We start from the raw sequence: 18,077 nt of genomic DNA, 5'->3' as shown, positions 1-18,077 counted from the left end.
CTCAAGAATGGAACGCGAGCGTTTTGACAACGACAGGCACAACCTCTGATTGCAGCACCCGTCCGATATCAAGATAATCCCCGTTTTCCACATGTATCTGATCGATACAAAGCACACTGCGCTCCGCTTTCATAGCCATGAGCGATTGCCCAAGCACTTTGGCCATATCGTTTTCCACGACAATGACAAGCGGCTGACCTTGATCCGGCTGCTTGCAGAATGCTTCCAGAATCGCGGCCGCTACTTCCTGCACCTCGTAAAACCTGAGCATCGGCACATCGGACAGATAGAGGGCGAAATTCCGTCCTTCCCTGTTCGGATCATACAAGGCAATCGCCTGCTCCACCGCCCGAAATATTTTCTCGCGCGTGCCGTTCGATTCATTTTCAAATGATAGACGGTAAACAGGTAAATTCTTAATCGGCAACGATTCCTTCTCGACCTGAATCGTTGCGCCGCTGATTTCTGTCGTCTGCGTTCCCGCGCCAAGTACGGTCGCCCGCACAGTCTCCTTAGGCTGAATCCATCTCCAGCGTGCAAGCGCCGGATGACGGCGAAGTTCTTCGGACAACTGTACGCCTAAATCGTTGTAGACAGGCATACCGGTTTCTTCCTCACGTTTTTCCAAATGGTATATGCACTCACCCACACCGCCTGAGAACATAATGTCTTCTACCGGAACATTCCAGTCCGGCGGGTGACCGAGCAGCAACGGCTCGTCTTCCAGCTCCACTTTTCCATCTAAAATCCGGCCGAGCGTGTCCGCCATCGCCACCGTCACTTCACGGATGGCCAAAGAGTCCGCCGCATCTCCCAGGGCCAGTTGAATTCCTTTTTGTGCGATCAACTTCTGTACAGGCGACGAAATCTTTTTTACCTGTCCATCCTCATATTCAATGAGCCGGCCACCGATATGAAGCGTACACGTTCCTTTAAATATACCTGCCTGGTAAACGGCGATATTGGCTGTTCCGCCTCCAATATCAATATTGGCCACCGTTCTGCCTGTCACTTTCGAATATTCATAGGCTCCGGAACCTTTGGCCGCAATCATCCCTTCCAAATCTGGTCCTGCAGTGGCGACGAGAAACTCACCTGCCTCATCGGACAAGCGGCGTACCATTTCTTCAGCATTTTCTTTGGTCGCTGTCTCGCCAGTAATAATCACCGCACCTGTCTGAATATCTTCCGCACGGATACCCGCTTTTGCATACTCCATGCGCACCAAGGAAAATACGGCGGGAATGTCAATCAAATAATCTGCGCTGAGCGGAGTACGGTAAATCGGGCTTTTATGGATAATTTCGGTGTCAATAATTTCAATGCGCGGCACCTGGCTGGCTCCAGCCGTGTTCATCAGAGAAAAGCGGCTAATCACCAATTTTGTGGTGCTGGTCCCAATGTCGATACCTGCGCTAATAATCTGTTCAACTTCTCGCTCAACCCGGCGCATGATTCCCCCCCTTTCTTTGTATCCAAAAAACGCCCTATACGACGGAATGTAGGGGTCCGTCACATAGGGCGCCTTTGCCTCTGTCTATTCTTTTTTTGTTTTATGAACCAAAACATTGTTGTTAAAGAAGCGAATGAATGTCAAGCGCACGGTTCTTTAAGACGTATTCCGCCACTTCGCCCATCGTTTTGCGCGTATTCATACAGTATGTACGCATCGTTTGATAGGCGCGTTCCTCGTTTAGTTGATAGACATCCATCAGAATTCCTTTCGCCTTTTCCACCCGTTTGCGTATCTCCATTTTTTTCTCCATCTCTTTAATGTTGCCGAGGAGCGATTTCACATGCCGGGACTGGCCGATAGCAACCTCCACCGCCGGAATCAAATCTTTTTCGGTAATCGGTTTGACTAAATATCCGAAAATATGTGCTTCCTTCGCCTCCGCAATGAGCTCTTCTTCCGTATGCGCGGTCAGCAGAATCGTCGGAATATCAAATGAACGGTAAATAATACGGGCCGCCTTCAATCCATTCATCTTTGGCATTTTTACATCCATGACGATTAAGTCAGGACGATGGCGGGCGGCAAGTTCAATCGCGGTTTCCCCATTATTTGCTTCCGCCACCACTTCATATCCAGCTTCCTGTAGCATTTCCTTAATATCCATGCGCAGGATAGACTCGTCGTCCACGACCATCAATCTGCCTTTACTCACCCGTCACTCCCCCTGTTCTGCCGGAAAGGAGACGCTTGCTCGCGTGCCTCCCCCTTCATTTTGCATAATCTCAAATGCTCCACACAGGTCAAAGTGCGTTAAATTTCGCACAATTTCAAGCCCGAGCTGGTCGGTTGCTGACTGCGCTTCAAATCCTTTCCCATCGTCTTCTACACAAAGGCAGAGCTCATTTCCATGCTTATAAAAATGGATGCGAACAACGCCTGAGGAACGTCCCGCAAACCCGTGCTTTAAACTGTTCTGAACCAACTCTGTCAGGATCAGTGCAAGCGATACCGCCTGTTTGGACTGGAGAGCGATTTCCTCAATTTCCATGACAACATCCACTTTGCATTCTTCAGACGCCATATTGTAAACGAGCATGCGCGCGATCTTTTCGATGACTTGGTTCATCGCTACCTGTTCGATTCCGTTGTATGACAGTACCTCATGAACGGTTGCGATGCTAATAATCCGGTTCAAGCATTCCTGATACAGCCCCTTTGCTTCATCGGGAACTCCCCGTCTCATTTGCAGACGCAACAGCCCGGCTACCGTCTGCAAATTGTTTTTCACCCGGTGGTGAATCTCCTGGATAACCGCTGATTTAACCATTAACTGGCGCTCCTTATCCCGTAAATCGGTAATATCTCGCAAATAAAGAAGCAGGCGCCGTCTCTTATCTTTTTGCTGCAGGCAAATGCTGCGCAGAACGTACACCATGCCTTGGTCGTGTACCTCTCGCTGAATGACCCCGTCATGGAGATAATCGCTCTCAGCAATGAACGGAAAAATTTCGTCCACTTTTTTATCCGTGTAATTTTGTCTCGTGAGACCGCTGCGCGATTCGATCAGGCCGATCGCAAAATTGTTTGCGTACAGAATTGTCCCATCTTCGCGCAATAGAAGTAGCGCTTCTTCGATTACATCCGGAATCGACTGTTCTTTAGAAATCAAATCCCAGAACGTGCGGCTGAATTCCTGCGTTGTTTCCGATAAAAGAGCCAATTCCTTTTCATGCTTTACCTGCAGTGTAATATCCTGCTCCAAAATCAGCATACCGATCGTTTGCCCTTTGCCGTTCTTAATCGGTACCACATTTTGCTTAACGTGGTGCCCCTCCTGAGTCAACGCCCGGTTCATAATCGCGGGCTTTCCTGTCCGATAGGCACGAAACACACCAGGCTCGTACGATTCGAACACTTCTTTTCCCACAACGCTCTCCTTATACAATGAGTGCGTGGTTGTGGGAGCCGCTTCCGCCACCACAATGACAGCGCTCCGATCTTTCACCGGGCAGTCGATAAAAACGTTCGCTTGGGAAACATCCGCTATCATTTGTAGCGCTTCACTTTTTCCGATAATAATTCGAATATCTTCTTCGCTAAGAGGAGTGTACTGCTGGCATAAATGGTAGATTCGTTTTGCTTCTGCGACATCAATCATACTTGAAAGACTCCTTTTACGTAAAAAAGGCTCCTCCAACAACACGCACACTTCCTCATTGTTGATAGGCGCCTTTGCCTGTCAGATATTCATTTTATTATCTTAATGATAATAGAAATAAAATTATCTGTAAAGGGTTACATGTAAGAAATATTTTCTGATTTAGAATTCGCGCAATAATCTTTCATTTCTTCACGTGAATGGCACGAGATCAACGCTTTCATTTCCTCTAACCCTTCGTTCTTATACGCTGAAACGAACACAATTGGGCCATCCGGAATCGCACGCCGCAATTGTCGCGCCGCCCGTTCTCTGTCTGCCTCCGGAGCGTCGGTTTTCGTTACTACCCCGATAGCAAGCTTCGGGATACCTGTTGCAAACCCGGGGGGAAAAATGGTCTTTGGGTTCGTCGCATCCTGAATAAAAAGCACATGGGTAACTTCAAGCGCCGTTGCCATGATATTTTTGTAGAACAGCGGGTTTTCGGTATATTCGCCCGGCGTATCTACGATCCAGTCCCGATAGATGAGCGATTGAGTTTTCACAGCGGGCACATCGCGTCCTAAGAGCGCATTGGTAAGCGTGGATTTGCCTGCCCCGATGGCACCAATCAGCATCGCGCGATGTTTTTTCTGCATTTCCTTTCCTCCCTGACTATGATTTCGTAATCATGGCCGGCGTATAACCGAGATTGTGCGCTAAGAATTCATTAATGCGCTGCATTGCGGTTTCCACTTCTGACACGCTGCCGACCAAGACGAGACTGCCGGTAAACCGGTCAAGGAAGCCGATCGTTACACTGGCCGCCTTCGTCGCCAAATCGCCGGCAATAATCACCGTCTCGCTCGGGGTCAGCGTCAGAATACCGATGGAACCCCCTTGTGGAATTCCCAGCTTGTCAAACATATCTTCATCCGGATTGGCGATTAAATGGCTTAATGTTACCTGTTTGCCCGGCACAAATTCCTGGATAAACCGCTTTTTCTCTTCTGCCATGCACATTTTCCTCCTCGCAAACGCAAAAAGCCCCTGCCAAATATGACAGTGGCTCCGTTGCCGCACAATTTTTTCTATATATTATAGCATAGTGATAAATAAATACAAGCATCTATGACTACTGGTCAGTCCGCGCCCCATTTCTGTGACATACGCGCACCTACCTTTCCAACCTCTCTTTCAACTTTTCCAGCTTGACAAACGGGTTTTTTCTCCCTACTGGTTTCATTTTATGCCTTTTGCTGCACACATTGCACAAGAACCCAGCTACGTTTTTCTCTTCTTCTTTGTTTTCGGCGGCGCTGCGATAAACAGCATATACTCGTTCTTGAATCGGCTTACCGCACGCCATACAAGTCTCATCGCGGTTCATCGTTTCCAATCCTTTTAAAAAATAATGCATATATATCAAAAAAACTTTGCTTCACTTACCTGATAGCCGCTTACAATCCCTTTCTTAATTGCCTATTCTACGCTAGTATACGCCCAATGTCCAGAAGGCATGTCGCTGAAATAAGTTGCCAAGACATATACCTAGCAACTTATTTTTATAGATTACCTGTCATCTGTTAAGAACGTTTCCTTCTTATTCGGCCAATATACGCCTCGCTCCCAGGCTAAAACAAACGATTCGAATCTAAATCCACTCAGCGGTTCCTGCAAATCCCCAAATACCCTTTTGACAGACCCAATTTGTGACTCATGAGCCAATAATGCTTTTACCTTTACTTCCCAATGAATTTGACTATCAAATTTCACAGTTGGAGAATGACCTGCTTCTTTTAGTGCTCGACTAGCAACATAATATAATTTTTGTACAGTTGGACATTCCCCACTTAGTATGGCTTCACGCGTAGCATGATGAATTGCGGTATGATCCGGATGTCCAGAAATACCATCTTCCGAAAAAGTGATAACAATTTGCGCCTGCTGATCATTAAGAAACGTGACAATATCATTTACCAATTGATAACGATCTATGCTAGCTAATTTCCCATCAGGATAATTTAAATGATGGATTGCAAATATACCCATGACATCTGCTGCCTTTTGCAATTCCTGTTTCCGTTTTGCCGCCAGCTCTTCTTTAGTCATGGGGCCCAAACGCCCCGTTTTCCCGGCTTCACCTAGGGTTGCCACACAAAGTACAACATGATTCCCTCGAACAACTAGTTCACGAATCGTTGACGCACATGCAAATGATTCATCATCCGGGTGTGCAAAAACGAAGGCAATCGTATTTTTTTTCAACGCATTCCCTCCTCCTTATGTACTGTCATTTACATATTCATACACCGCGGTATAAACACAGTATTCCCTTTACTTTACCAAACTTATTTAACAGAAGCTGCCATCCATTTGAAAAGAAATATTTGAGATGAATTCATGAAATATCCCCCTATTGCAGATGCAATCACCCAAACATTCAAGAAAAATGACAAGGCTGTGCTCCATATTACAAATTACAAAAGCCCGATAACGTGCTGTTCTCTCGACAAATGAAAGATACACTGGAAAAAGTTTTATTTGTCAGCTTGCTTTTGGCATAATGAAAAGTAGGAAGACATCATACACATGCATCGAGAAGATGATGAACCATGAAAGGGGCTTTGGAACGGAATGAACAACCAAACGCTTGACCAGCTCGCAGTCAACACCCTACGTGTTCTTTCGATTGAAGCGGTAGAAAAAGCGAAGTCCGGTCATCCCGGCCTTCCAATGGGAGCAGCGCCAATGGCGTACACGCTCTGGACGCGTTTTATGAAGCATAACCCCGCCAATCCAAGCTGGGCGAATCGAGATCGGTTTGTGCTGTCGGCAGGACATGGTTCCATGCTATTGTATAGCCTGCTGCACCTGACCGGATATGATGTGTCACTTGATGATTTACAGAACTTTCGCCAATGGGGCAGTCCTACGCCGGGACATCCGGAATACGGTCACACACCGGGCGTGGAAGCAACGACTGGCCCGCTTGGACAGGGAATCGCGATGGCGGTCGGCATGGCGATGACCGAACGCCACCTTGCCGCAAAATACAACCGCGAAAACCATAATATTGTTGATCATTACACATACGTCCTCTGTGGGGATGGCGATCTGATGGAAGGTGTAGCGGCTGAGGCCATTTCCCTTGCTGGCCATTTGAAACTGGGGCGCCTGATTGTGTTATACGATTCCAATGATATTAGCCTTGACGGAGAATTAAGCCTTGCATTCTCTGAAAATGTGAAACAGCGGTTTGAAGCATGCGGTTGGCATGTCTTGCGTGTGGAAGATGGTAACGATATCGAAGCCATTTCCTGCGCGATTGCCAAGGCGAAAAACGAAACAGAACACCCGACGCTAATTGAAATTCGCACAACGATCGGGTACGGAAGCCCGAACAAAGCAGGAAAATCGGAAGCGCACGGTGCGCCGCTCGGCGCCGAAGAAATCGAACTGGTACGCAAAGCGTATGATTGGGAACATGAACCGTTTACAGTCCCGGAAGAAGTGCGAGCTCACTTCTTGGAAGTCAAGATGAGAGGGCAGCGGGCCGAACAGGAATGGAACGAGAAGTTTGCAGCGTACAAACAAGCTCATCCGGATCTTGCCAAACAATTCGAACAAGCGATGCGCGGAGAATTGCCCGTAGGCTGGGACAGCGAATTGCCTTCCTTCGCTCCAGAAGATGGAAAAGTCGCAACGCGTGAAGCGTCGGGCCAAGTGATTAACGTGATTGCAAAAACCGTGCCATTCTTTCTCGGCGGTTCTGCTGATCTGGCGTCATCCAACAAGACGATGATTAAAGACGAGCCGAACTTTATGCCCGGCCAGTATGAAGGCCGCAATATCTGGTTCGGCGTGCGCGAGCATGCAATGGCTGCTATCATGAACGGAATGGCGCTGCACGGCGGCGTCAAAGTATATGGCGGCACTTTTCTCGTATTTGCCGATTATCTCCGTCCGGCCATGCGACTTTCGGCGCTGATGGATGTACCTGTCATTTATGTATTCACGCATGATAGCATCGCCGTTGGTGAAGACGGACCAACGCATGAACCGATTGAGCATTTGCCTGCGCTGCGCGCGATTCCAAACTTAACTGTGCTGCGTCCAGCTGATGCCAATGAAACAATCGCCGCCTATCGTTACGCGGTAAGCCGCAGCAAAGGGCCGATCGCGATGATTCTGTCCCGCCAAGGCCTGCCTATACTTGAAGGAACAAAAGAAAAAGCGACTGAATCGGTAGCGCGCGGCGCGTACATACTCTCTGATACGGACGGTACACCGGATTTGTTGCTTATTGCCTCCGGTTCAGAAGTAAGCCTAGCGCTTTCGGCCAAGCAAAAGCTTGAAACGAAAGGCCGCCGCATCCGCGTAATCAGCATGCCGAGCTGGGAACTGTTTGAACAGCAGCCGCAAGAGTATAAAGATAAAGTGTTGCCACCGGACGTGAAAGCTCGCGTCGCTATCGAAATGGCGCATCCGCTTGGTTGGGAACGCTACGTAGGCGATAAAGGCAAGGTGCTTGGCATTACTAGGTTCGGTGCATCCGCTCCTGGCACAAAATTGATGGAAGAGTACGGGTTCACACCGGAGCATGTGGTAGCTATTGCGGAAAAAGTAATAGCTACATCATAAACATGATGCTCAGCGGTCTCCCACATAAGGGAGATCGCTTTTTTTGTTAAGAAGTGAGCTTTTAGCTTTACAGTTTTTGTAGGAGTATGATATTTTATGCGAGATGAAAGGAAAGAAAGTTGTATGTTGCATTGAAACAGGAGGGGCAAAACAATGGAACAGCTGCTCATTATTTTTACCATTAATATTGTGTATGTATCGTTTTTTACTATCCGAATGATTATGGTGATGAAGGGACAGAAGCTGTTAGCCTCCCTCGTCAGTATGGTGGAAGTGTTCGTATATTTGATGGGTCTTTCTCTTGTGCTTGGTAATCTTAATAATCCGTTCAATCTTGCGGCTTATTGTATTGGCTGGGGCACCGGCGTATATATGGGTAGCAAAATCGAGGAACTGTTAGCGCTTGGCTATGTAACTGTGCAAATTGTACTTGATTCATCTCAGAATGATATTAGCCGTATCCTGCGTGAAAAAGGATATGGGGTAACCAGTTGGCAAGCAAACGGTAAAGATGGGCAGCGTGTTGTAATGAATGTACTCGCGAAACGAAGAAACGAGAAGAAGTTGTACCAGACGATTAAAGAATTGGCGCCGAAAGCGTTTGTGATTTCGTACGAACCGAGATTTTTTTACGGTGGCTTTTGGACAAACCGAATTACAAAATAGTACAATAGGAAAATCTAACATATCGGAACAAGTTTGATGATACATTTGACTTAAATTCCAGTTTTCCTGTTCTCTTGCCGCCGAAGGGAATGGGAATCCATCGACGTTCGTATCATTATAATTAAAGGCACCATCTATTTCTTACGGAAGGACGGATTCACATGATTACACTCGACGGGATCCGGCAGGCAAGAGCTATCCTTCAACCTGTCGTCCGCTACACTCCGCTCGACTACTCGACCACATTCAGCGAACTGGCCGAAAACCAGCTTTATTTAAAGCTAGAAAATCTGCAAAAAACCGGGTCTTTCAAAGTACGTGGTGCTTATAACAAAATCGCTTCCCTAAGCGAAGAAGAAAAAGCGTGCGGGGTAGTGGCGGCCTCCGCTGGCAATCACGCGCAGGGTGTTGCTTTCAGCAGTACAAAAGCTGGCATCACAAGCACCATCGTTATGCCTGAAGGCGCCCCGCTCAGCAAAGTGCAGGCTACGCAAAAGTACGGCGCACAGGTCATTTTACACGGTCAGTCATTTGATGAAGCATTAGAAAGAGCGTTTGAAGTGCAAAAAGTGAGCGGAGCTACATTTTTGCACCCCTTCGATGATCCGCGTGTTATCGAAGGCCAGGGAACCATCGGGCTGGAAGTGCTTGAGCAATTGCCTGATGTGGATGCCATCGTCTGTCCGATTGGCGGTGGAGGACTTATCGCCGGAATTGCGGCAGCGATAAAAACGCTTAAGCCTCATGTGAAGGTTTATGGCGTAGAAGCCGCGGCATGCGCCAGTATGGCCGCATCGTTAAGCCAGGGACAACCGGTACTTGTAGAAAGCACCGGGACGATTGCTGATGGTATTGCAGTCAAGAAACCAGGTACCCTAACGTATCAATTGGTGCAAAAATACGTGGATGACGTGTTTCTAGCTGAAGATATCGAAATCTCGCGCGTAATGTTGTATCTGCTGGAACGCAGCAAACTGCTCGTCGAAGGGTCCAGCGCCGCCGCACTCGTGCCGCTCTTGTACCGCCGCATACCGTTGACCAATAAAAAAGTGGCCGTCATTTTGAGCGGCGGAAATGTAGATGTGACATTCATGTCACGCATCATCGAACACGGTCTTATCGAATCAGGCCGGTATATACGCATTGCGACGACCGTGCATGATAAGCCGGGCAACCTTAATCGCCTGCTATCGATCCTGGCGCAAGAAGGCGCCAATGTTATTTCCATCCATCACCACCGTATCAGCCCGCGCATTGTTCCAGGTCAAGCAGAAGTGGAACTGGAGCTGGAAACAAACAACCGCGCACATATCGAACGCATTGAAAAACGCTTGGTGCGTGAAGGATATCCTGTTAACGAACGAATGTGAAAAAGACGGCGGGACGGCACCTGCTGAGTTGGACTCGCATGATATCCACTCTGCGTTACCACATATAGCGGACGCCATAGCGCCCGTCTTTTACCCGAAAAATTTCAATGACACGAGGACTCCTGTATCCTTTTGTCCACCAGTCTTCCTCCATCCGCTTCACAAGGCAGCTCGCTTGGAATTTTGTGTTGAATAGCGCCATCCAATAAATCCATTTCATGCCCTGTTTTCCCTCCTTATGATTGCTACAATCTCTCTGCACGCTTACAATCCCTCTTACATGTCTCCCTTATTTTTACAGGGAACCGGGATATCATGTGTCCCGTCTCTGTTTTTTCAAAAGGTGAGCAATTGTGTCCTGAAGCCAATCCCGATCGCTTTTAAGCAAGCGAAGGCGGCGATCGATGGTTAGGTCTACGCTTGGATTATGCTCATGCTTCGGCACTCTTTCATACACTTTAATCTGTTCCTCCAGATTTTTGAGCCTTGCTTGAAGGCAACATATCACTTCGTACGGCGAAAGATGATCAAGAAACATCAACCCGATATCGCCCGGCAGCGTGACCTGCTCCAAATGCGAAAGATTCTCTTGCAAGAGGCGGTAAAACTCCTTCTCTCCTTCTTTCGTAATCGAATACACCTTGCGCGGCGGACGATTCTCCTCCTGCTCCATACGCAACGTCACATAGCCGGCCTCATGCAGTCGGTTTAGAATGGCGTACGCCGTCGCTTTTTTCAAATTCATAATCTGACTTACATTTCGTTCGATAAATTCGTTAATTTGATAACCGTGCTGGCTCTGATTCTTTAATAAACCTAACAGCAATAACGCTCGTTCATCCATTCCTATGTTCCCCTTTATGAATTTCCTTTGTTATCTTACCTATCCTGTAGCAAAGGATAGTGGAATCTAACCCCGAACCGCAAAAGAATAGGCATGCAATCTATCACACTTTATTATCATTATCTGTCATTATAGCTAAACTATATAACGATTGTGTGAATATAACCAAACTTGACTATGTAAACGTCCAAGGATCATTCCGATGCGCCTGCTACCTCGCGAGCCCGTCTGTACTCATCGCAGGCATTGCGCTGGTCGTCAACCACAATTTTTTCAGACAATATAGCCAAAGGCGATGGCTGCCTGCACACACGCACGACACCATCGCCTTTTTATTTTATTTATCAATTATAGTACCATAGCCGCAATGAATCCAAATATAAATAAAGGAATATTGTAATGCAAAAACGTCGGGACGCACGTATCCCATATATGATCATGCTGTCCGTCTGCGTTTAGGCCAGACGTCGGCCCGAGCGTACTATCAGAAGCCGGCGATCCAGCATCGCCAAGCGCACCCGCTGTCCCGATAAGCGCTGCGGTCGCAAGAGACGAAAAGCCAAGCTCGGCGCATAGCGGTACGTAAATCGTTGCAATAATCGGCACTGTACCAAAAGAAGAGCCGATGCCCATCGTAATAAGAAGTCCGATCAGCAACATAATAGCGGCAGCCAGCATTTTGTTACTTCCAAGCCATGCGCCACTCGCCGCTACAAGCCCTTTGACCGCCCCGGTTTCTTGCAGCACAGACGCGTAACCGGACGCCAGCAACATAACAAATGCAATAAATCCCATCATGACCACGCCGCGCTGTACAACCTCATCGCCTTCGTTCCAGCAAACAATACGGAATATAAACATCAACAGAATTCCAGTTAATGTACCAAGCACAAGGGATTCCATCCATAGTTGCACGCCAAGCGCCCCTAGAATCGCCGTCAGGGTAAGCGCGTGCTTACCGGTAAAAGCTGTTGTTGCATGTTCATTTTTTGTTGATAACACAAGCGTATTTTCTTTTTCAACATACGTTCTTTCTTTGCGATATGAAATAAACAACGCAATAAAAAGCCCGAAAATCATCCCGAGCCCCGGAATCAGCATCACTTTCGGAAACATGGATACATCAATTGGCATCCCGTTTTTTCCCATCTCTTTTGCCACAATACCGTGATAGATAAGTCCGAAACCAGCAGGAATCATAATATACGGAGCCTGTAGACCAAATGTAAGCGCCGAAGCAACAGCCCTGCGGTCAATTTTCATCTGATTGAACAGAGAAAGCAGCGGCGGAATAAGAATAGGAATAAATGCGATATGCACCGGCACAACATTTTGTGATAACGATGCCACAAACGCAATCGTGACAAGCAAAACACCGCGCTTTCCCTTCAGTATACTAATTAACTTCTTTAGGAGAATGGACGTAATATTAGAACGAGCAATCATGACTGCGAACATGCCAAGCAACACATAGCTGAGCGCCGTTTCCATTTGTCCGCTCATCCCTTCAATCATTGTGGAAACTGCCTCTTTCAGCGAGAGTCCCCCCATTAAACCAGCCGTTATCGCCGCGGCGATTAATGCAAAAATAACATTAATCCGCAAAAGCGACAGCACAACGATAACAAGCACAGATACAACCACTGCATTTAACAACACTGTTTCCTCCTTTAGTATGGTAGACAGATGAAGTTATATCATACGAAAGGATTTCTGACAAGAAGAAGAAATCAAATCAAATACAACGCAAGCCTCCGAAAAATTCCGGGGGTTTTTCTTAGACTTCTATTTTTGCTTGCTTTCGGCTTATACTTATAGGACAGGTACATTGGGAAAAAACATGGAAGGAAGGAAGAGAGTCCATGAAAAAAATGGCGGTACTTCTTGTATTGCTTGTGCTTATTGGCGGCATGCTCTACAGCACGCTCAGTAAAAAAGAAGAAACACAGACCGGCGCTGAGACGACAGCAAATAAAACAGTGACAAGGAAAGAAATAGAGCCAAAGACAGAACAAGAAACACAGCGCGTAGAAATAGGGGTGCAGGAAGGCAAGAAGGCGCCGGATTTTACGTTGGAGACACTGGACGGCAAAACCATGCACTTGTCCGACTTGCGAGGAAAGATCGTCATTTTGAATATATGGGCGACCTGGTGCCCTCCGTGTCGTGAGGAAATTCCTGATATGGTAAAATTTTATCGTGCTTATAAAGAGAAAAATGTAGAAATTCTAGCTGTCAATCTTACGGAAACGGAAAGCAGCGTGCCGAATGTCAAACGGTTTGCCCAAGGAATGAATATGCAGTTTCCAGTGCTGCTTGACCGGAAGTCGCATGTGGCTGACATGTATCAAGTTACTATTGTTCCCACTAGTTTTATTATCGACGCGGACGGAATCATCCGCCAGCATGTTATGGGTCCAATGACATATTCAACTATGGAAAAATTCATAGAAAACATAAAGCAAAAATAATGTATGAAGATGATCTATCATTATTTTTGGCTTATCAGTTTTTCCAATTCATTTAATGTTTCTGCAAACACTTTCAATGCATCGTCGATTGGTTTAGATGTAGATACATCAACACCTGCTTCCCGTAATATTTCAATCGGCGCTTTGGAATTACCCGCAGATAGAAACTTCTCCCGAATCCGATCCACGGCAGGTCTGCCCTCTTTCAACACCTGCTCAGCCAGCGCTGTGGAAGCGGCAAAGCTGGTCGCGTACTGATAGACATAGAAATTGTAATAAAAATGCGGAATGCGTCCCCATTCCATCGCAATTTCTTTATCATTCACCATGGCTGCTCCATAATATTTTTTATTGATATCAATATACATTTTCTTAAGCGCTTCCGCATTCAACGACTCGCCTGCCTGTTCTTTTTCATGAATCAGTTTTTCGAATTCAGCAAACTGTGTCTGACGAAATAGCGTTGTCCGAAAATTTTCGAGGCGCTGATTCAACAAATATATTTTTTCTTGCTTTGTTTTCGCCTTAGCATACATGCTTTCAAATAGCAATGCCTCATTTAGTGTAGAAGCGACTTCCGCGGTAAATATCGGATAATTGGCTGTAATATACGGTTGGGTTCGATTTGTATAATATGTGTGCATAGCATGCCCAAGCTCATGCGCAATCGTAAATATATCATCAGTCGTACCCTGATAATTTAATAGCACATATGGATGTGTGTCGTACGCGCCTGATTGGTATGCGCCGGAACGCTTGTCAGCGGTCGAATACACATCGATCCACCCGCTTGTGAACGCCTTGCTTAGCACTTTGCCGTACTCCTCACCAAGCGGCTTAAGCCCTTCCAGCACCCGTTGTTGCGCTTCTTCGTACGGAATATACGATGAATTCGCCTCTACAATCGGTGTATAGATATCGTACATGTGCAGCTCTTTGACGCCGAGCATCCTCTTTTTCAGTTCCATATAGCGATGCAAAAGCGGCAACCCCTTGTTGACGCTTTGAATCAACTGGTCATACACTTTTACCGGCACATTGTTTGGCGTTAAGCTCGCTTCCAACGCGTTGCGATACTTTCGTACCTTGGCGTACGTATTATTCGCTTTTACTTTTCCAGAAAGCACCTGAGCAAATGTATCCTGATACTCTTCAAGCGTTCTGTAATACGCTTCGAATGCCGCTTTCCGGACATTGCGATTTTTGCTTTCCATATAAGCCGTAAAATTGGCACGCGTCAATTGCACTTCTTTTCCGTTCTCGTCTTTAATTTTCGGAAATTTCACATCCTTGCTGAGCAACGAATACACATTTTCTGGATTCTGTCCGAGCGGTGAAAACTGGGCCAGCAGTGCTTCCGTTTCTTTGTTCAGCGTATGGGGCTTAATCCGTTCCAAATCTTCAAGAAACGGCTTATACGGGGCAACCTCCTTTTTGGCCAGATACGCTTTTCTTTTGTTTGGTGGAATGGCCAGCACTTCCGGTGTAAACCAAGACGTTTTTTCCGAAACGAGCACGCTTTCTTTCTCCGCCTTATCAAACAATTCTTTCAATGAAGAATTGGAGGCATTAACATCAAAGCCCATGGATGCGTATACGTATACCTTATCGCGCAACCGCATAAGATCACTTAAATCATTAAGCGCTTTCAAAAACACAGCATATGATTCCGCCAATTTCCCCTGATGGGCCGGGAACGCGTTTGCCATTCTTTCCAGTTTCTTAAGATCGGCTGCCCAGGCCTCTTTGCTTATATAAATGTCTTCTAAGTTCCACTTGTACCTCGCTGGAATATCCGCACGCGTCTTATATTCCGGCCGCTGCGCCTTTTTAATCATCTCGGTCGTGTTCATGACTTCGCTGCCAAGCACAACCGGCATGGGGAAGACGGACACCGCAAACGTCACCGCTGTTACAGTGGTAACGAACTTTCGTTTCATGTTTCACACCTCTTTTCCAAAAATGTGTAACTACTTTATGGTATGCACATCTTCCTAGGTATCATACCAGGAAATTCATGTTAATTACTCAACTTTGGCAGCATAAAATCCCCAGGCATCCCTGCTTTAGGAGTACTTATTTCCACTTATTGTAAAGCGATTCATAAGAGGTAGAAAAAAGCCCTCCGTAAAGGAGGGCTGTAGTCATCAGAAAAATTGATCCGGATCAGGGCCGAAACGGTGATCCTTGTTCAGACCATCGAGTGCCGCCATATCCTCAAGCGAAAGCTCGAAGTCGAAGATGTCCGCATTTTCGCGGATGCGCTCTTCTTTGGTCGACTTCGGGATTGTCACCACACCGTGCTGCAAATCCCAGCGCAGAACGATTTGTGCCGGCGTTTTGCCGTATTTGCCGGCCAGTTCGGTCAGAACCGGCAAATCGAGATGTCCCTGCATAAGCGGGCTCCACGCTTCAAGCTGAATCCGGTGCTCCTTGCAGAAATGGCGCAGCTCCTGCTGCGTCAGCAGCGGGTGAAACTCGACCTGATTCACCATCGGCACTACTTCGCAGTCAGCCATCAGCTCTTCCAGATGGTGCACTTTAAAATTGCTTACCCCGATTGCGCGGACAAGCCCGTCTTTGTACAATTTTTCAAGAGCTTTCCACGTTTCCTTGAACTTGCTCGTTCCCGGCCAATGGATCAGATACAGATCGACATACTCGAGACCCAGCTTGTTTCGGCTTTCTTCGAAAGCCTTCAGCGTGGAATCGTAACCTTGATCTTTGTTCCACACTTTCGTTGTAATAAACAATTGTTCACGGGGTACGCCGCACTCCTTGATCGCCTTGCCCACGCCTGCTTCGTTGCCATAGACGGCCGCGGTATCAATGCTTCGGTACCCTGCACGAACCGCCGCCTTGACAGCCTGTTCCACCTCGCCGCCTTCGCTCATCTTCCATACGCCTAGCCCGAGCCACGGCATTTTGACGCCGTTCGCCAGGACCGCGTTGTTCGACATGCTGTGAATCATGCTCAATTCCTCCTGTCTGCCCGAAAGTATTGACATAACGATGATAACATAACAGCGGCACCTGTTTCCATGATAAGCGAAAATTTGAAAATTCCATCCGGAGCTGCTCTATCCAGCTCACGTACCTGTTTCCGGTTATTAAATTCGATTCCACAAATCTGCGTCTCGTAAGTCGCCTAACGCGCGCCTTTGAAAATTTCCCTCAACGCAAGCAAAAACAACTTCGAGAACAACAGACCGAGTCCGATGCCAACGGTGGTCGCCAAAGCAGCGATAACCATCGTTTCCGTCAGCACCATTCGCCGGATTTGGCCATTCGTCATGCCGAACAGCGACAGCAAACCGAATTCCTTGCTCCGTGACTTTAGGAACGCCGACAGTGAGTACAACACAAAGAAGAAGGAGAAGATGACGATAATGTATTCGCAGGCAACCATTCCTTGTTTCACGTAATTGGCTGCCTGCAGCTTCCCCCCCACGACATCCGGGTGCAATATGAACTGGGCGTAAAGGAAAAAGATCATAACCGAGAAAACGCTGCTAAAAAAGAACGCTGTATACTGGCGCCAGTTGCCTCGAATGTTGCTAGTTGCGAGATGCCGAAACTTCACTGAAATTCCCTCCCAGGACGCTCAGCGCATCAAGAATATGCTGAAAGAATACCTGTCGGTTATCTCCTCTGCGGATCTCCGAGAACAACTTGCCGTCTTTGATAAAGAGGACGCGCTTGCAAAAGCTGGCCGCGAACGGGTCGTGCGTCACCATCAGAATCGTTGCGCCGCGCTGCTCGTTCATGTCCTTCAGAGCGCTCATGACATCGTGAGCCGCCTTAGAGTCGAGGTTGCCGGTCAGTTCGTCCGCCAACACGAGGGCAGGATCGTGGATCAACGCCCGGGCGATCGCTGTCCGCTGCTGCTGTCCACCCGACACCTCGTACGTCCGCTTATCGAGAATTTGGCTGATGTTCAGGTGGCGGGCAAGTTCTTCCAGTTTTGTTTCCATAACCTTCGATTTCGCATTATCAAGCACCAGCGGAAGCAAAATATTCTCCCGGATCGAGAGCGTGTCGAGCAGGTTGAAATCCTGGAAAACGAAACCGAGCTGACGGCGGCGGAACAGCGCGAGTTCCTTCGCGCTCATGGTTGCAGGGTTCATTCCGTCTATCGTCACCCTGCCCGACGTCGGCCGGTCGATCGTCGCCAACAGATTGAGGAGCGTCGTCTTGCCGCTACCGGATGGCCCCATGATGCCGACAAATTCGCCGGGATACACTTTCAGATTTACCTCGTCCAGCGCTTTGTGGAGAACGGCATTTTTCGCTGAACCGTAAATTTTGGTCAATGCTTCAGCGTGCAAAACCGGTGCGGCGGCTCCGGATGCTTTTGTGTGCAATTGCATGGTATCTTCCTCCTATCATTACTTCCTTCTTTACATTTTGGCTATCTGTTGGCTCCATTATAGTACCGCAACCGGTCATTTTTTACATTGCTCAAGCTTACAAAACGAAAGACGAACCT

The 18,077-nt window shown here is 47.4% G+C and carries 18 protein-coding genes; 4 read left to right on the top strand and 14 right to left on the bottom strand.

From position 1 onward, the window contains the following. Window position 1: 1 nt before the first annotated feature. The 7 genes from K3F53_RS08580 to K3F53_RS08550 form a co-directional block, all read right to left on the bottom strand. Window positions 2-1,453, bottom strand: a complete 1,452-nt coding sequence (locus K3F53_RS08580) for an ethanolamine ammonia-lyase reactivating factor EutA (RefSeq protein ID WP_057898959.1) — start codon at window positions 1,451-1,453, stop codon at window positions 2-4. A gap of 121 nt (window positions 1,454-1,574) precedes the next feature. Further along, window positions 1,575-2,168, bottom strand: a complete 594-nt coding sequence (locus K3F53_RS08575; RefSeq protein WP_175493538.1) for an ANTAR domain-containing response regulator — start codon at window positions 2,166-2,168, stop codon at window positions 1,575-1,577. A gap of 3 nt (window positions 2,169-2,171) precedes the next feature. After that, window positions 2,172-3,614, bottom strand: a complete 1,443-nt coding sequence (locus K3F53_RS08570) for a sensor histidine kinase (RefSeq protein WP_057898960.1) — start codon at window positions 3,612-3,614, stop codon at window positions 2,172-2,174. 137 nt (window positions 3,615-3,751) lie between these two features. Next, window positions 3,752-4,252: a EutP/PduV family microcompartment system protein gene (locus K3F53_RS08565; RefSeq protein ID WP_057898961.1), complete on the bottom strand. Its 501-nt coding sequence runs from the start codon at window positions 4,250-4,252 to the stop codon at window positions 3,752-3,754. Between the two features lie 16 nt (window positions 4,253-4,268). Further along, window positions 4,269-4,610 carry an ethanolamine utilization microcompartment protein EutS gene (gene eutS, locus K3F53_RS08560; protein ID WP_057898962.1) on the bottom strand — a complete coding sequence of 114 codons (342 nt, stop codon included), beginning with the start codon at window positions 4,608-4,610 and terminating at the stop codon, window positions 4,269-4,271. Between the two features lie 160 nt (window positions 4,611-4,770). Continuing rightward, window positions 4,771-4,983, bottom strand: a complete 213-nt coding sequence (locus K3F53_RS08555; RefSeq protein WP_220560449.1) for a hypothetical protein — start codon at window positions 4,981-4,983, stop codon at window positions 4,771-4,773. 182 nt (window positions 4,984-5,165) lie between these two features. Continuing rightward, window positions 5,166-5,861, bottom strand: coding sequence for a PIG-L deacetylase family protein (locus K3F53_RS08550; RefSeq protein WP_057898964.1), 696 nt, complete (start codon window positions 5,859-5,861; stop codon window positions 5,166-5,168). Between the two features lie 369 nt (window positions 5,862-6,230). Between K3F53_RS08550 and tkt the strand changes: the two genes are divergently transcribed. From tkt to ilvA, 3 genes are all read left to right on the top strand, one after another. After that, a complete protein-coding gene (gene tkt / locus K3F53_RS08545) occupies window positions 6,231-8,237 on the top strand; it encodes a transketolase (RefSeq protein WP_057898965.1) in 2,007 nt (668 codons plus the stop codon). A gap of 153 nt (window positions 8,238-8,390) precedes the next feature. Then, window positions 8,391-8,903: a DUF2179 domain-containing protein gene (locus K3F53_RS08540; RefSeq protein ID WP_057898966.1), complete on the top strand. Its 513-nt coding sequence runs from the start codon at window positions 8,391-8,393 to the stop codon at window positions 8,901-8,903. Between the two features lie 161 nt (window positions 8,904-9,064). Then, entirely contained in the window at window positions 9,065-10,273 is a 1,209-nt protein-coding gene (ilvA, locus tag K3F53_RS08535; protein ID WP_057898967.1) for a threonine ammonia-lyase, read from the top strand. Between the two features lie 55 nt (window positions 10,274-10,328). Here ilvA and K3F53_RS08530 read toward each other — a convergent pair whose 3' ends face one another. From K3F53_RS08530 to K3F53_RS08520, 3 genes are all read right to left on the bottom strand, one after another. Continuing rightward, window positions 10,329-10,493: a hypothetical protein gene (locus K3F53_RS08530; RefSeq protein ID WP_175493539.1), complete on the bottom strand. Its 165-nt coding sequence runs from the start codon at window positions 10,491-10,493 to the stop codon at window positions 10,329-10,331. A gap of 93 nt (window positions 10,494-10,586) precedes the next feature. After that, entirely contained in the window at window positions 10,587-11,117 is a 531-nt protein-coding gene (locus K3F53_RS08525) for a PadR family transcriptional regulator (RefSeq protein ID WP_057898968.1), read from the bottom strand. Between the two features lie 348 nt (window positions 11,118-11,465). Further along, the gene (locus tag K3F53_RS08520) at window positions 11,466-12,773 is read right to left on the bottom strand and encodes a Na+/H+ antiporter family protein (protein WP_082706002.1); all 1,308 of its coding nucleotides are present in this window, start codon (window positions 12,771-12,773) and stop codon (window positions 11,466-11,468) included. Window positions 12,774-12,979: 206 nt separating this feature from the next. On the opposite strand from K3F53_RS08520, the gene K3F53_RS08515 reads away from it, so the two are divergent. Further along, complete coding sequence (locus K3F53_RS08515; RefSeq protein ID WP_057898970.1) at window positions 12,980-13,588, top strand: TlpA disulfide reductase family protein; 609 nt, start codon at window positions 12,980-12,982, stop codon at window positions 13,586-13,588. A gap of 20 nt (window positions 13,589-13,608) precedes the next feature. On the opposite strand, the gene pepF is transcribed toward K3F53_RS08515, so the two are convergent. The 4 genes from pepF to K3F53_RS08495 all read right to left on the bottom strand — a co-directional run bounded on the left by pepF (window position 13,609) and on the right by K3F53_RS08495 (window position 17,958). Continuing rightward, window positions 13,609-15,528, bottom strand: coding sequence for an oligoendopeptidase F (pepF, locus tag K3F53_RS08510; RefSeq protein WP_220560447.1), 1,920 nt, complete (start codon window positions 15,526-15,528; stop codon window positions 13,609-13,611). Between the two features lie 207 nt (window positions 15,529-15,735). Further along, complete coding sequence (locus K3F53_RS08505; protein ID WP_057898972.1) at window positions 15,736-16,560, bottom strand: aldo/keto reductase; 825 nt, start codon at window positions 16,558-16,560, stop codon at window positions 15,736-15,738. Window positions 16,561-16,736: 176 nt separating this feature from the next. Further along, on the bottom strand, window positions 16,737-17,171 hold the full coding sequence (locus K3F53_RS08500) for an FtsX-like permease family protein (protein ID WP_220560435.1): 435 nt from the start codon (window positions 17,169-17,171) through the stop codon (window positions 16,737-16,739). Beyond that, a complete protein-coding gene (locus tag K3F53_RS08495) occupies window positions 17,146-17,958 on the bottom strand; it encodes an ABC transporter ATP-binding protein (protein WP_220560418.1) in 813 nt (270 codons plus the stop codon). Before K3F53_RS08495 ends, K3F53_RS08500 begins: the two co-directional genes overlap by 26 nt. Between the last annotated feature and the right edge of the window lie 119 nt (window positions 17,959-18,077).

Source organism: Aneurinibacillus thermoaerophilus (genome assembly GCF_019603355.1).
GTDB classification, from domain to species: Bacteria; Bacillota; Bacilli; order Aneurinibacillales; family Aneurinibacillaceae; genus Aneurinibacillus; species Aneurinibacillus thermoaerophilus.
Note: the sequence above shows the minus strand (reverse complement) of the source record. Positions and strands in the feature narration are given on the sequence as shown.

Coding starts and splice junctions, on each gene's coding strand:
- tkt (WP_057898965.1), top strand. CDS start 6,231: ATGAACAACCAAACGCTTGACCAGCTCGCAGTCAACACCCTACGTGTT.
- K3F53_RS08565 (WP_057898961.1), bottom strand. CDS start 4,252: ATGCAGAAAAAACATCGCGCGATGCTGATTGGTGCCATCGGGGCAGGC.
- K3F53_RS08505 (WP_057898972.1), bottom strand. CDS start 16,560: ATGATTCACAGCATGTCGAACAACGCGGTCCTGGCGAACGGCGTCAAA.
- ilvA (WP_057898967.1), top strand. CDS start 9,065: ATGATTACACTCGACGGGATCCGGCAGGCAAGAGCTATCCTTCAACCT.
- K3F53_RS08530 (WP_175493539.1), bottom strand. CDS start 10,493: ATGAAATGGATTTATTGGATGGCGCTATTCAACACAAAATTCCAAGCG.
- K3F53_RS08540 (WP_057898966.1), top strand. CDS start 8,391: ATGGAACAGCTGCTCATTATTTTTACCATTAATATTGTGTATGTATCG.
- pepF (WP_220560447.1), bottom strand. CDS start 15,528: ATGAAACGAAAGTTCGTTACCACTGTAACAGCGGTGACGTTTGCGGTG.
- K3F53_RS08555 (WP_220560449.1), bottom strand. CDS start 4,983: ATGAACCGCGATGAGACTTGTATGGCGTGCGGTAAGCCGATTCAAGAA.
- K3F53_RS08570 (WP_057898960.1), bottom strand. CDS start 3,614: ATGATTGATGTCGCAGAAGCAAAACGAATCTACCATTTATGCCAGCAG.
- eutS (WP_057898962.1), bottom strand. CDS start 4,610: ATGGCAGAAGAGAAAAAGCGGTTTATCCAGGAATTTGTGCCGGGCAAA.
- K3F53_RS08580 (WP_057898959.1), bottom strand. CDS start 1,453: ATGCGCCGGGTTGAGCGAGAAGTTGAACAGATTATTAGCGCAGGTATC.
- K3F53_RS08515 (WP_057898970.1), top strand. CDS start 12,980: ATGAAAAAAATGGCGGTACTTCTTGTATTGCTTGTGCTTATTGGCGGC.
- K3F53_RS08525 (WP_057898968.1), bottom strand. CDS start 11,117: ATGGATGAACGAGCGTTATTGCTGTTAGGTTTATTAAAGAATCAGAGC.
- K3F53_RS08495 (WP_220560418.1), bottom strand. CDS start 17,958: ATGCAATTGCACACAAAAGCATCCGGAGCCGCCGCACCGGTTTTGCAC.